A 13,718-nucleotide genomic window follows, 5' to 3' on the forward strand; every position below is an offset into this window, starting at 1 on the left:
CTGTGACACTTTGCGACATGGTCATTGTGTCCTGGGTTGGAGCGTGCAGCACCGGATGCAATCGGTGAGCCGATCGATCGCTGTGCAAGGAATGCGTTTCGATTAACGCGGCTTTCGTGATGAGTTCGTCGATACGCAGCTTTGGCAGGAAGTTTGCTGTGACCGTCGCCCGTCCCCCTTTTGTACAGGATTCAACCAGTCACGCACAAAATTGATCGATGTGGGGTTGATCGTCTGGGTCCTTGGACGTCCGAAGAAGTCGTGCCACAGACCTTTACTTCGGCGTTGGACAGCAACATCCCATTCTTCTGGATGCTACACGACGAGCAAAGCTACGAAGAGAGTGGCCACCAGCATGATTCCTGCCAAGGAAACCAGCTTAAGGCGCCTCTCGGTCCTTTCTCGCGCTTCGCCTTGTTGTGTTGTGAGGAGGAGCAATAACAACCAGCTATAGAGGCTGCAAAACCCACCGATGCTGAATATCGACATCACCAAGAATTGTTCCGAGCGCTGAGTACCCTCCGGCAGAAAGAACAACAGGACCGTGCAGACGGCACCATACGCCGCAGCGAGATAGGCGAACAGGGTGATACTCGCTCTCTGTCTCACCTGCTCGTCAGGGGTCATGTGAAAACCCGGCAGTACTACGTGGTATGGCTCCCGAAGTCTCCATCATTCCCGCACGACTTGCACCGACTCGCTGCGGAGCGCTGCATCATGCAACACGCAGTCGAGCGCCTGCGCTCTCCATCCGCCGCGACTATACTGCAGCTATTCAAGCAATACAATATACGGACGTGGAGCACCGTAAGTAGTATGCGCTATCCATTGACTGGAAAACCATGATTGGCCCGATACGGGCCGCTCTCAGTTCGGAGGCAGGTTCTGGACTGGAACGTTCGAAGGCCGGCGACTAGCAGCAGAAGCGCAACAATCGGAGGAGTTTCGGCCATCAGGCTGGAACGTGTTCCAGACTGAGGCCTCTTAGAGGATACATTTCACGAATACCCGGACCTACGGCTTCCCCCAGAGCGCTTCCAACCGTTGGTCTCGGCCGCATCCGATTTTATAGTACTTATATCGGATCGGGTTCTTCTTGTAGAAATCCTGGTGATAGTCCTCGGCTGGATAGAAGGCTGAAGCCTTGACCAATTGGGTCACGATCGGTGCAGGGAGCCGTTTGGATTGATCGAGCGCGCTCTTGGATTCTTCCGAAAGCCGCCTTTCGTCATCGGTCGTATAGAACACGACCGATCGGTATTGATTGCCAAAGTCGCAGAATTGCCCGTTCGGCGTAATGGGGTCGCTGTTGTGCCAGAAAGCATCCAATAGTTTCTGATAACTGACCTTCGAAGGGTCATAGGTCACCTCGACGGACTCCGCGTGCCCCGTTTTCCCCGCTGAGACCTGTTCATAGGTGGGATTGGCGACCGTGCCGCCCATGTAGCCGGAGACCACTCCGAGCACGCCATCAACTTTCTCAAAAGCCAATTCCATGGACCAGAAACAACCGCCCGCAAAGTACGCTTTCGCGGTGGTCGCCGCGCTCAGTGATCCGCTCCAAGGCCAAGTAAAAAGCGTCGCACAGGTCAGTAAACCAACTGCGAGGAATGTCAGTTGCCGACGAATAGCCATGATTGCGTCCTCCCCCTCCATCGTCGTCCCAGGGCGGCGTTTCTTACATCTTACTACGGCGATCGATGGAAAGGTGGGTGGGCGTCCCTCGGTCTTCACACAGGCAGATAGGGATAGAGGTCCGGGTCGGCCCGCCGCGCGCGGCGTTGACGCCCATCCATGAGCTTCATGATGAGCTCAATCGCTTCTTCCGGGGATGCCGCCGCATTGACCAATCGCTTGTCGAGTTTGCGGAAGAAGGCCACGTCGGCTGACGAGGCTTCCACGAGAATGACGGGCTTGCCGGCTTTCACCGCCAGAGCGACCTCCGACACGGTCCCTGATCCAGTCAGTCCGCATGCCACGACGACGTGGCTCGTCAAGACATTGATGTTGTTGCGGCCGCTCCCCATTTCCGTGATGATCGACACATCCACATGGCGAGACACCTTGTCTTTGGCTGTCGGCAGGATCCCGATGGTCAAGCTTCCACCGACCCGTTTGGCGCCTTCACAAGCGGCATCCATCACCCCGACGTCACGGCCACCCGTCAAGACGACCCAGCCGCGCCGCGCAATGAATTCTCCAAGGACGCGCGCATTATCGAGATCCTTTTTTGCCGCCTTCGCCGGCCCCATCACCCCTACAACAAATCGCATCACGGTCTCCCACAGTGCTCGTGTAGATTCTTACAATCGAGAGGACGTTAACGTCACATCGGCGTGTGCCCAGATACTCTTGAATTGCTCCTCGATGGCGGTCGCCTCACTGTCTTTCTGCTGAGCACGGAGGCTCTGGATCAGCCCGAAGTAGGCCCAGCCGTTCTGAGGGTTTTTGGCCAAATCAGCCCGGTAGACCACGGTCGCCTCACCTGGTTGACCGGCCCTCAGCAATACCGCACCCAGATAGTGGCGCACCGGAATCGGCCAGAAGGAAGGCTCGGCATACGGCAGGGCCTCTTCCAGCTTGACCGCCTCCACCAACGCCTTGATGGCTTCATCGTAGCGTTTGCGATGGGTCGCGATCTCGCCGGCCAGGAGTCGCTCCGCGAGCTTGACCAAGGCCCGTTCGGTTTTCTCCTCCGTGGTGCGATGGCGTCCAAATCGTTTCGCCATGTCGGCCAGCACCGCGTGTTCGCCCTCGGATCCCGGCAGGCGGCCCGAAGCCGCGAGCGCCATTCCCCTACCCAGCCGCCACATGGCCTGCTGTAGCCGCAACCCCTTAGGAGGGGCCGGTTCGCGCAGCAGCTCGTCCCATTGCCCGAACCGGATCATCGACCACAACGGTACCGGAAGATACAGTTCTTTCCACCGGTCCTTGCGCGCTTCCTCCTCGGTGATCGTTCCGGTCAGTTGACGGGCAACCTTCAAGGCTTCAGTTCTTCGTCCTTCCATCGCCAACGAAGCCCAGAGGAAATGGAGATTGTGCGTATAGTAGCCATCGGCATAATTGCCGCTCAACGTTCTCCCATTCAGATAGTCCTGATCCACCTTTGCCGCATGTGTATTGCGTTCAGCGGCCTCATGGTACCGTCCCAGCCTGATATAGATATGGGCGGGCATGTGGACCAAATGACCCGCGCCCGGCATGAGCCCGGGTAAACGCTCCGCGCAGGCCAGCGCCCGTTCCGGAGCAGGGGAGGCTTCCACACTATGGATATAAAAATGGCAGGCCCCAGGATGATTCGGGAACCGCGCCAGAATGGACTCCAACGTGGAGACGATTTCCTCGGTGCCGGCCTTGGGGCGCCCATCCACTGTCCACAAATCCCACGGTCGCAAATCCATCATGGCCTCAGCGAACAACACCCCTGCATCCGGATCGTCAGGAAACCGTCGCCATAACGCGCGCATCGCATCCGCATAGGCCTTATCAAGAGCCGCGCGCCCATGATTCTTCCCGCTGTATCGCTTGCCGAGCGCGTCGATATACGCCTGTTCTCCGGCGCTGGCATGCGCGCTGTGCGATCGGGCCTTCTGCAGGGCATCTCCTGCGCGCCGTTCGTCCGTCTTATTCATCGTCGCATTGATGTTCGGTCCCAGCGCGAGCGCCACTCCCCAGTAGGCCATCGCTGCCGACGGATCGAGACGAGCGGCTTCTTCGAAGGCCCGAATCGCCTCTTCATGGTTGAAGGCGTAGAGCAACCGCAACCCTTGATCAAAGTATTTTTGGGCCTCCTCGGATGTTGTCGTGATGGCGTGATGGTGGGTGCCGAGATTATCAAAAAGCAGGACCCGAGGCGTATGGAGTTCGGCGGCCACTCCGGTGGCGTGCGGTACCAGAGTCAGCGTAAACACACTCCACAGCAGCAGGCTAGGAATCCTCATGACCAGCTTTGTAGCAGACACGACCTCGACCTGGCTAGATGATGAGTGCTCTCTGTGATCGATGGGGTGGATCAGGAGGGCTCGCCCTCTCTTGGTTGAAACACTCTCGGGATGAATTCTGAGCAGACGGCAGACAGGGTTCCGACCGAAGGCTTCTTCGATGGTCGTCGTGATGGGAGGGAAGAGGTGCCGGAGTTCCGGGTGTGCGTCGAACCAGGCTCAGCGATCAAGTCGGTCACACCACGCGCGGTTTACAGATTGAGGGACGGGCCTTCGCTTTCCTGAGGCGCAATCGGCTTGTCCTTTAGGATCGGCTTTTTCCGGACGACTCGATTCCGTTTGGCCGAAGCGGCAATACTCTCACCGGCCGCCGCGGAAAAGACACCCGCTTCGAGTTCCTTCCCAAGGTGGACAAGCACCTGCTGCTGAGAAACCACCAGCGATTTCAGTTCCTGAATTTGTGTGGAGAGGCGGGCGATATCTTCCTGCTGCCCAAGAAGAAACGCTCTGAGTTCAGCGACTTCCTCCGGTTGAACAAGAGCCGGTGCCGGCTGTTGGCCGGTCACTACGTCTTCGACAACGGTGGTCTCAACTTTTCGGACTTGTTCTACGCTTGCCGCTGCGCTGGGCGCACCGTCAGCGACGTGATCCGGCTTGATCTCAATCTGCTCGGTTGTGAGGCTGATGGGCTGTGATTCGGCGGCAGCAGGACCGGGCGGCGGAGTTTCTTCTTCGTATCGCGTCACACGGGCAAAGAATTCAACCGCCTTGCGCCAGCACACGGCTACGGCATCGAGAAGAAACTGCCCATACGGCGGAGGCACCGGCCGTGCCTCGTCGATCTGCTTCTGCGAGGGAATCCGATGAATGAGGTTGATCGGCTCTTTGTTGAATCGCTGTGCCATATGACGACGTTCCTTCGCAGCCCAAATCAATTACCTACTACCGGCAGACGAAAGAGTCAATCTTTTTATCCGGATAGGCCTGCAAAGAGGTTCGAATTCCTCATGACCCTGCTAGAACCGGGTCACGCTGGAGAACCGAAACTCGGGCAACGCCATGGCCGGGACCAGCATCTTTCCGGTTTCTGAATTCACCGCCTCCATCGGCGAAGTCCACCGGTCGATGTGCCGAAATACCTGGAGGGGGCTTTCGTGAAAGCGGAAGTTCTTGACCGCCGAGACAACCTCACCCTTTTCGACCAGAAACGTGCCGTCCCGGGTCATGCCGGTCAGTATGAGCTCGCGAGGATTCACGGGGCGGATGTACCAAAAGTTCGTTACCAAAATCGCGCGTTCCACACCCTTGATGAGGTCCTGAATCGAATGTGCCGCGGGCCCTTCGACCGACAAGGCAGGGGCTTCCAGTGTCGGAATGGTTTCCACTCCATCGGTCTTCGCCGTGTATCGGTCGTAGGCCAGCTGTTTTAAGACGCCACGATCGATCCACACCGAATCCGTACTCGGCAACCCCTCATGGGTAAATCCTTCTCCAAGTAGATCGGCATGATCCGGAATATTCCGCAGTGTCAGCCGTTCGTCCACGATCGTGTGTCCCAGGTTACCGGCGAAAGGACTCGTCCCTTTCACATACGACTTGGCATCCAGTGACCATAGCAGCCATGCCCAGAGGCCGGCCACGGCAGCCGGTTCAAGAATGACAGGATAACGTCCCGCCGGAAGCTCGCATGCATCACGGCCTCGCTTCGCCTTCGTAATAGCGGCGAGCGTCCGCTCTTGAACTTTCAAATGATCGATCGATCGGTGGGCTGCCGCGCTCCACCCCGTCGCATCACCCGCTTGCACCGTCAAGCTGAACCTCGCATCGGCTCGACGTTCATAGCCGAACAGTCCATTCTCGGCGGCGATCCCCACCGCGGTCCCTGATGACGACACCACGCCCGCAGCCATGAGATTTTCCATTCGGCATTGACCGATCGCTTCATTGGCGTATTCCAGCCGTCGCACCGGCCCTGCCGCCACTGTCTCCGATTTGGCCGCCTCCCGGTTGGGAAACCGGCAAGGAGCGGGAGGCGGAAGATATTCGGGATCGGCCGGTGACACTCGAGCGATCCGCTCGGCACGGGCCAACGCATCCTGGATCGCCCCCGCAGAAAAATCTGTCGTGCTCGCCGTCCCATGCCGCCCGCCAAAGGCGACCGTGACCGTCAGCATGCCACGCCGGGCATCGACATTCTGGATGACCTGATTGTTGGCAAACCGTGTCGTTCCGGCATGGTGGTCGCGAAGACTCACGATCGTATGATCAGCGGACGAGCGAGTCATGATCATGTCGCTGAGAAAGCGGAACTCGTCGTGGCCGGTCATCTTCGGCCACTTATCGCTCAGGACGGTCATGAGCTGCCTTCGCCTCTGATCACTTGGACGCGGCGAAACCTTGCCGGAGAGGCGGCATGGGTCATCCATCCAGACTGCCCCGGCTGCCCCTTCCCACAGGTGATGAAGCCGTACCGGCGGCGAGAGGTCCGATCGGCAACCCCGTCGCAGCTGTTCCAAAATTCCGGGGTGATCCCATGATAGATCACGTCCCGCAGCATGTGCGTCCGTCTGCCGTTTTCAATCAGCCAAAACGCATCGCCGCCGAACTGGAAATTGTAGCGGCGCTGATCGATGCTATAGGACCCATGGCCTTCGATATAGATGCCGCGTTGCACGTCTTCGATCAGTTGATCGCGCGTGGCCTCGCCCGCTTCGAGCCCGATATTGGCGATGCGCACGATCGGAATATTCGCCCAGCCGTCGGCCCGATTCGAGCCGCGCGAACGAGACTCGCCGATCTTCGGCGCCACTTCCCGGTTCGTACAGTACCCGACGAAGATCCCATTGCGAACGATGTCCCATTGCTGGCACAACACCCCGTCGTCATCGTAGCCGGTCGCAGCGAGCGTCCCTGATTCGGTGTTATCGGCCACGAGGTTCACGGCGGGTGAGCCATACCGAAAGTTACCCGGCTTGTCGGTCGTCAGGAAGCTGGTCCCGGCGTAATTGGCCTCGTACCCGATCGCGCGGTCCAGTTCGCTCGGATGACCGCAGGATTCGTGGATGGTCAAGGACAGGTGCTCCGGGTCGAGCACCAGATCATAGTGGCCGGCATCGACCGCCGGAGCCCTGACTTTTTCGACCGCCTGTCCGGCAACGCGCGAAGCCTCCCGCAGGAAGTCGGCCTCCTCGATCAGTTCATAGCCTTTCCTGAGGTGGGGCGTGTTGAAGCTGCGCGAGGCGAACCGGCCTTCGTGCAGCGCGGTCGCCGTGCACTCGCCTTGCCCCGCCAATAGATCGAACTCCAAGTGCGATCCCTCGCTCGAGACAAACAACTTTTTGTCCCGGCGCGCCCACAGGCCGGCACTGCTTCTCGCAATACCGGATTGCCGCTGCAGTGTGTCCATCGTCTGAAGCAGCAAGTCGGCCTTCTTCTCCAACGGTACGCTGAACGGATCGATGCGATAGGGTGTGACGACGCGGTCCCGATACACCGGCTCCGCCGCCAACCGCACTTTTTCGATGGCGACCGACGCGGAGCTTTTAGCGATCTCGACAGCCAGATCTGCGACTCGCGGCACTTCTTCAAGGGACAGAATCGAACTCGCCGCAAACCCCCAGGCTCCATGATAGAGCACACGCACGCCGAACCCTCGGTCATGAAGGTCTCGGATCGAGGCGATTCGCCGATCTTCACCTTCGAGGTGTTCCGTAGTGCTGTCCTGAATGCGAATATCGCCGTACTCGGCGCCCGAGGCCGCAATACGTTTGAGCGCAAGCTCGGCGAACTCGTCCCACGTCGGAGTGTTCATATTGCGATTCTCACAGAGGACGAATGCAGAACGAAATCAGTATAACAGGTGGGAAGCGAAACGGTGAGCGTATTGAGATCACTGGAACGCGACGAGCATTCCTAATAACAAGCCATAGCGATGATCCAACTGTATGGCCGCGGCAATGAAACTCGATCTTGCTGATAATCTTCGACGAGCTTACCGATGCTTTCGTGATATCTCCTTCACAACCGGCCCTTCAACCGCTCATAACCCTTCTTCAATTCTTCGATGGCCAGACCCAGCGCGGTGCTGACGGATTCTGCGGTCTTCCCGGCTTCCTCCCGCGCTCCCTCCAATTTTGGTTTTATCTCTTCCCACTGTTTCTCTAAGCGAGCCCATTCGTCCTTCGCGTCCGCCTTCGCCAGATGAAGCTGGACTTGCAACTCGTCTCGCTGCTGCTTGAGATACTCCACCGCTTTCGTCATCTGCTCTTTTGCGTCTGCCATGGGGTTTGCTCCCTTCCTGGAATGTAGAAGTGCGCCGTTGTTATTTCTGCTCGAGCGCGACCTTGTGAATCCTATAACAGCGGGTTCTGCCTTTTTTTGTTCGCGCAGCACACCACAACTGTTGGTGAACCATACGCCAGACCGAATGCTGTTTCAATGAGCTGCGGCTGTGGGCTACGGACACCCACCGCCCACGACCATTTTGTTCTTAGCCCCAATCGAAAATCTGCCGTGGCATGCCAACGCAACGACAAGCCATGAAGGCTTTTTTGTGCATAGCTCGCGGTGGATGACTTGGCCGTTGTATTTCGGGTATGAATCAGGACTCGAAAGCGGTGCGAGGGATGCCACTTTGACGGATGATGGCTTGCAGCGTGCCAATTCTGATTTCGGGGTGATCAGGAACCGGGATCGTTACGGTGTCACCATCGGTACGCCGTTGCATAACCATATGACTACCTCGTTGCCGAACGAGCTGGAAGCTGTGTTGTTCAAGAATACGGCAGACCTCCCGGCCGGAAAGGATGCGGAGCTTACCCATGCGCCGCTTCAAAACGGGTGACATAGACCTGGGTGTGAAGCCGGCGTTCTACTTCGGCAGGATCGGCACATTCTAAAAACAGCTCGACAGCCTCTTTCAAATTCGCGGTAGCGGATTCAACGGTGTCCCCTTGACTGGCTACATCGAGTTCAGGGCAGAGCGCGACATATCCCGTTCCTTCCTTCTCCACAATCGCCGTGTAGCTTCTGGATCCCATGATTCACCCTACTTCCTTAGAAACTTATTTCCAAATCCTTTAGGCACTTAGACGGATATGGGAACAATACGTTCTCTTGCTAAGTCCGCAGCGTAGCCGATCGCCGCAGGAATATGCTCGGGCCGAAGCGAGGGGTATTGATCGAGAATGCGTTCAGGTGTTTCGCCTGCAGCGAGATTGTCCAGAACCACCGATACAGGGATTCGCGTCCCTCGAAAGCACACGGCACCATGCATGATTCGTGGGTCAGTCGAAATGCAGGCCCTCCAGTCCATCGCCGATACCTCCGAATATGGTCATTAATATATCACAGCGCGTTGGTGCGTAACCCCTATAAGGATATGTCGCCACAAAGCCGTTACTATTGCAAAGGAGGTCAGCCTTGGAACAGCGCATGGGATCGGGCATGTGTCCGGCAAGCGGGCGATGCTGGTCACACCACAACAGTTACGCCGTTGCGCGTGAGCACCTCAAGCAACTTTGGCACATCCGGCGGTCCAGGAGGAATCTCCTTGTCGATCGCCGTGAACATCTGAGCCGCCAACGCACCAGGCCCGGTAATCTCGAGCATCTGACCACCGCCACTTCCGTAGCTAAAGCCATGCACGGTTCCTCGGGGAACGTGCACGAGAGTCGCGACCGTGCAGTCGTAGACGTTCCCGTCGCAAAGGAAACGAATCTCACCTTTCAGGACGTAGAACGCTTCGTCCCAATCGTGGCGATGCGGTTGAGGGCCTGTTCCTTGCGCGCCCTGCTGCAAGGTGATCCCATAGCTCTGCGTGGCCGCGTTCGACGCCAACACCGTCACCTGCGTGCCGACCACATTCAACGCGGGCTCATGCTGATCCGGTCTTAAAACGATGGGTTGAACACTCATGTCCTCGCTGCCTCCCATAAAGATGGAGATTGTGTGCCGTACCGCCGAACGTGGCTTTCCGCAGCGGCGCGCAGGGCCGTCCACTGCAGTACGTCGTTAGGCGGTTTCCTCGGCGTCATCCATTTCCTCGGCGTCATCTACTCCTAGAGCGAGCGCTCGTACACGTTCTGAGAAGGACCGCTTGAATGCGCCCAGGCGTTCCAGCAGCCATGCGTGCTGTTCTGTCCACTGGGTACGATCTTCGATGTCAGCGCTACGATACTGAACGATCCTACAGTCCCGACGATGTGGAAGTTCTTGCCAATCGAGAGGACCCAGTTCAGCCTCAATCGCCTCTTTCTGAGTGAGCAGCAAAGCGAATGCTTTCTTCGAGTGCGTCGGATGTCGAATGTAGAGCTCACATCCAATACGGTGCAACTTCGTGTTTGCCGTGAGTGACAGGTTGAATCGAGACCGGCCAACGGCAAGTGAGTACCAGTGCTGGGCTCTCGGCTTTCGAAAGTTGACAGAAGCTACTTTGTTCCTTCCGCATTCGACGAGCGCGGACCAGAATTCCAACTGCGAAAGCTTCGTTTCAGTCGGCTCACCGACCGAGTCTGGGCTAGTCAGACTCTTGGCCCAATCGTTTGGTCGGCATACCAGGTTAAACTTTGGCGCTGGTGCTGACTCACCGATCCTCCACAGTTCAATTTCGAGTGCGAAGAAGGAAAACATCTCCCCGGTGATCTCGTTGAGCCAGTCGAGAGCACGACGGTGGTCGTCGCTGATTTCCTCGGCGACCCACACTACCGTCTTGGCGCCCAGCCCGGCGGCATAGGTCAGCAACTTACCGAGGTGATCGTGATCGGTGCGCTGGAGTTGGTTCTCGATGATCACACGATCGTCGGTACCCACCTCCTTCGCTACAATGTCGGCCTTAAAGACGCCGACGCGTGACTCCGTTGCCTCGAATTCCAGTTCGATTCCAAGTGCATCGCCGAGAAGCTTTAGATTGTCTGGCTGCGCCAGCCACGGTGTGAAATGTCGAGCTTCGTCCTGCCAAAACTCTCGAAGCGAGACCCGCTCGAGGCGGCCCAGGGGCTTCTTGCTATCGTTCATGCTCATGTCCTCTCAGGAGAAGCTAAAAGGTCGGACCCCTTTTGTTGTTCTAATAATTAGAGTTCCCCGTAAACACAATCCAAGTAGTTCCCTGTAGCACCAAGCACAAATACCGCCCTAAAATCCAGCTGTACGCTTTTGACGATGGGTTTCACAAATTCGACCAATACTACTCGATCATTTTCTCTTCGGAACGCTAGATAGTCGTCCACTACGATAACGAGTACGTGATTCGGTCCGTACTGTTTACCACTTTTTCCGTGGATTCTCGTCTTCACGATCTCCAGTGCCTTGCTCCGCGTTTCATCGTGCTTAACAGCCTCATTCTCCACCTCTACGGTTCGATTGCCAGATGCTTTCGTTCCGGACTTTGATACTTTCCCCAGAGCATTTACTGAACCTTTCGCGGTTAAGACCTCTAGTCGTAAATGTTCTTCGTAGCCGTCTTTCGCATAAGTCACTTCGACATAAATCGATGGCATGGATGAATCGCAAAAATCGATCCTGCCATCATAGTTGTCGTTCGTAAGACTTGGCGTACATTTCACGTCAGTTCTCTGACCGTAAAGACAATAAGCAAAGAGTCCAAGCGGTCGAATTTCATCCCAAAGCTTTTTCGGCAGTAACGCCCCAGAGCGAGCATAGCGTTTCCCTTCAGCAGTTTCGGATAGCTCAGATGATTTTGAATTTACCCAGTCGTAGAGCTCCTGTGGGGTCCTCGAAGTTTCCATATCAGGCCACTGCAGGATGGTCTCAATGTCGTTCATAGAAACCTACGGGGACCCACCAACAGACTTGGAACACCTGTATAGCTGCGTATCAGATGTCCGGTGCAGCCGTTGGTTCGGAACGCGCGAAGCGAGGCTACGAAGGGTCTGTGTCATGGTTGGGGATTAGGAGCTCTCATGGTAGTACCTGTCAATCGACATCTGCATCATCTCCACACTTCCAATGGAATGTAGCATTCCATTGACGAAATTGAGGAGCGCATCTCCTTCCGCCACCTCGAATTTTGGGGGATCTTCCGCATATGCCTCTTGGCTCACGTGCCAGTCAGAATCCAAAACAGCTAATCCATGAATATGGGTCGAGACTCTACGCGCCTCTTCCGCGAGATCGTCTACAAAGTCACTAAGGGACTCCCAACCTTTCTGTTCGTAGGCAAAGACAAACGCTCTTGGTGGAACGTTGGAATGGAGTTCGGATCTGCCAACAATCTGCTTTGTAGGTTGCTCGTCCGATTTATGGACAGCTGAGTACTTTAGATAATAGCGGTATTGTCCGAGAGTACGTATCTTCGCTATGTCGGTACAAATCTTCGGAAGATCCCGCCTCTCAAGGCGACCCTTAACCTCTACTGTGCCGTAGACAATCTCGACCGGATACACATGAGATGCTAGTTCTCTATGTATCGGTGCATTCTGGAACTCATCAAACAGCACAACATCGGTTTGGCTGCTAACCGATACCGAGGCGTCCGAGCAAACAACGAATCCGGAACCAACTGAATACTTCCGCGGTAGAACTCGGCTAAGAAACTCGCGAAATCGTTCCTCGTTGTTACGTCCGCGCTCTCCTGAATGAGGTAGTACGTCTGTCAGGATGCTGGACTGAAGGCGAAACTGCGCCTGAAGCGCGGAGTAGTAGCTCTTGACGCTTGGGGTCTTCATAGTCCTCCCTGGACACCTAATTACGGTGAAGATAACTACGGAATCGCATGGAAGTTAAGGGGGCGGACCCCTTGATTGTTTCTTATGTCATTGGCTTGTTCCGACGTAGATGAATGCCACGTCGATTGCACCGGATGTGCTGATCGTAATCAGTCGTCGCTTGTACGCGCTGCCCTCGAAATCATCAATACGGGGCCAGTGCTCCGGTAACTGTTCAGACAGCAGAACTTGCGCATCAATGTTCGGTCCTGCAGGGTCCCAGGAAAGGATGGGAAGCCCGTCAATTACGTCCATTGATCCTCGCAGGGTACAATTTCTCCAAGCACCCGAGATGTTCTCAATGAATCGGTGGTTAGATTTGCCAGGTGCAAGCGTGCCGTAAGCGACAAGCTTCGTGCTGGGCCGATCAAGAAGGAGATCGATCAACATGAGTTGCAGAGGTATGATAATCGCGCAGACGCTTTCATCACGCTTCCTTTTTTCATGATTCGGGTCGTAGGGAGGCTTTTCACCATGGGCAATATTGGATCGCACTACGTAGAGCATTTCCGCAGCACGTTTGAGCACACGATCTTCAGTCTCGCTGTCCCTTGACGACTCAAGCTGTCGGTACGCTGTCACGAGCTTTTGGTGCTCTTTCGAGGCAGCCTTGGCCAAGGCAACAGGGATCTCGCTGGCCGGGCGATATCCACCATTCCTCAGGGTGTCATGGTTCATGACCCGTGGTTCGAAGTCCACGAGCGACCCGAGCTGCGAACTGCGAAGAAAGCTGGTTCTTGCTTCAGGTGGCAGCCCGTGTGTCATCAATTGAAATGTTTTGACTTCGCCGATCTTCTCACCGGGCTGCCTGGGATGATCTAGGAGCCATTCGGTCTGAATCTTGTTCAAAGCATCAAAGAGCCCACGCGAAATCTCGACGAATGACCGGGAGCTTTCTATCGCGTTCCGAGCTTCGTTCACGTGAATAACGGCCTCAGTGATGTGGCCTGGACTCTTCAACTTAGCGAGAATACTCATGGCGACCTTCATGCAGTCTAGCTATGCTTAGTCAGATCTGCATAAGAGCCTGATCTGCCCAGTTCTATTCGTATGG

General features: G+C 56.2%; 16 protein-coding genes. All 16 read right to left on the minus strand.

Annotation, left to right across the window (positions count from 1 at the left end; genetic code table 11):
- Positions 1 to 315: 315 nt before the first annotated feature.
- Positions 316 to 627, minus strand: coding sequence for a hypothetical protein (locus H8K04_18390; GenBank protein ID UVT15743.1), 312 nt, complete (start codon positions 625 to 627; stop codon positions 316 to 318).
- A 387-nt stretch (positions 628 to 1,014) separates the two neighbouring features.
- Positions 1,015 to 1,635, minus strand: a complete 621-nt coding sequence (gene msrA / locus H8K04_18395; protein ID UVT15744.1) for a peptide-methionine (S)-S-oxide reductase MsrA — start codon at positions 1,633 to 1,635, stop codon at positions 1,015 to 1,017.
- 95 nt (positions 1,636 to 1,730) lie between these two features.
- Positions 1,731 to 2,276, minus strand: coding sequence for an LOG family protein (locus tag H8K04_18400; protein ID UVT15745.1), 546 nt, complete (start codon positions 2,274 to 2,276; stop codon positions 1,731 to 1,733).
- A gap of 27 nt (positions 2,277 to 2,303) precedes the next feature.
- Positions 2,304 to 3,941, minus strand: a complete 1,638-nt coding sequence (locus H8K04_18405) for a hypothetical protein (GenBank protein ID UVT15746.1) — start codon at positions 3,939 to 3,941, stop codon at positions 2,304 to 2,306.
- Between the two features lie 251 nt (positions 3,942 to 4,192).
- Positions 4,193 to 4,846 carry a hypothetical protein gene (locus H8K04_18410; GenBank protein UVT15747.1) on the minus strand — a complete coding sequence of 218 codons (654 nt, stop codon included), beginning with the start codon at positions 4,844 to 4,846 and terminating at the stop codon, positions 4,193 to 4,195.
- Between the two features lie 111 nt (positions 4,847 to 4,957).
- On the minus strand, positions 4,958 to 6,298 hold the full coding sequence (locus H8K04_18415) for a TldD/PmbA family protein (protein UVT15748.1): 1,341 nt from the start codon (positions 6,296 to 6,298) through the stop codon (positions 4,958 to 4,960).
- Positions 6,295 to 7,752, minus strand: a complete 1,458-nt coding sequence (locus H8K04_18420; GenBank protein UVT15749.1) for a TldD/PmbA family protein — start codon at positions 7,750 to 7,752, stop codon at positions 6,295 to 6,297. Before H8K04_18420 ends, H8K04_18415 begins: the two co-directional genes overlap by 4 nt.
- A gap of 206 nt (positions 7,753 to 7,958) precedes the next feature.
- Positions 7,959 to 8,222: a hypothetical protein gene (locus H8K04_18425; GenBank protein UVT15750.1), complete on the minus strand. Its 264-nt coding sequence runs from the start codon at positions 8,220 to 8,222 to the stop codon at positions 7,959 to 7,961.
- Between the two features lie 319 nt (positions 8,223 to 8,541).
- Positions 8,542 to 8,763: a type II toxin-antitoxin system HicA family toxin gene (locus H8K04_18430; protein UVT15751.1), complete on the minus strand. Its 222-nt coding sequence runs from the start codon at positions 8,761 to 8,763 to the stop codon at positions 8,542 to 8,544.
- Positions 8,756 to 8,980, minus strand: a complete 225-nt coding sequence (locus H8K04_18435) for a type II toxin-antitoxin system HicB family antitoxin (GenBank protein ID UVT15752.1) — start codon at positions 8,978 to 8,980, stop codon at positions 8,756 to 8,758. The genes H8K04_18430 and H8K04_18435 overlap by 8 nt, the downstream gene beginning before the upstream one ends.
- A 47-nt stretch (positions 8,981 to 9,027) precedes the next feature.
- Entirely contained in the window at positions 9,028 to 9,255 is a 228-nt protein-coding gene (locus H8K04_18440; GenBank protein UVT15753.1) for a DUF433 domain-containing protein, read from the minus strand.
- A gap of 158 nt (positions 9,256 to 9,413) precedes the next feature.
- Positions 9,414 to 9,857, minus strand: coding sequence for a cupin domain-containing protein (locus H8K04_18445; GenBank protein UVT15754.1), 444 nt, complete (start codon positions 9,855 to 9,857; stop codon positions 9,414 to 9,416).
- A 96-nt stretch (positions 9,858 to 9,953) separates the two neighbouring features.
- Positions 9,954 to 10,961: a DUF4268 domain-containing protein gene (locus H8K04_18450; GenBank protein UVT15755.1), complete on the minus strand. Its 1,008-nt coding sequence runs from the start codon at positions 10,959 to 10,961 to the stop codon at positions 9,954 to 9,956.
- A gap of 50 nt (positions 10,962 to 11,011) precedes the next feature.
- A complete protein-coding gene (locus H8K04_18455; protein ID UVT15756.1) occupies positions 11,012 to 11,722 on the minus strand; it encodes a hypothetical protein in 711 nt (236 codons plus the stop codon).
- Positions 11,723 to 11,848: 126 nt separating this feature from the next.
- Positions 11,849 to 12,625: a hypothetical protein gene (locus tag H8K04_18460; GenBank protein UVT15757.1), complete on the minus strand. Its 777-nt coding sequence runs from the start codon at positions 12,623 to 12,625 to the stop codon at positions 11,849 to 11,851.
- Positions 12,626 to 12,712: 87 nt separating this feature from the next.
- Entirely contained in the window at positions 12,713 to 13,642 is a 930-nt protein-coding gene (locus H8K04_18465) for a gamma-glutamylcyclotransferase (protein UVT15758.1), read from the minus strand.
- Positions 13,643 to 13,718: the final 76 nt, after the last annotated feature.

Source organism: Nitrospira sp., from assembly GCA_024760525.1.
Lineage (GTDB): Bacteria > Nitrospirota > Nitrospiria > Nitrospirales > Nitrospiraceae > Nitrospira_D.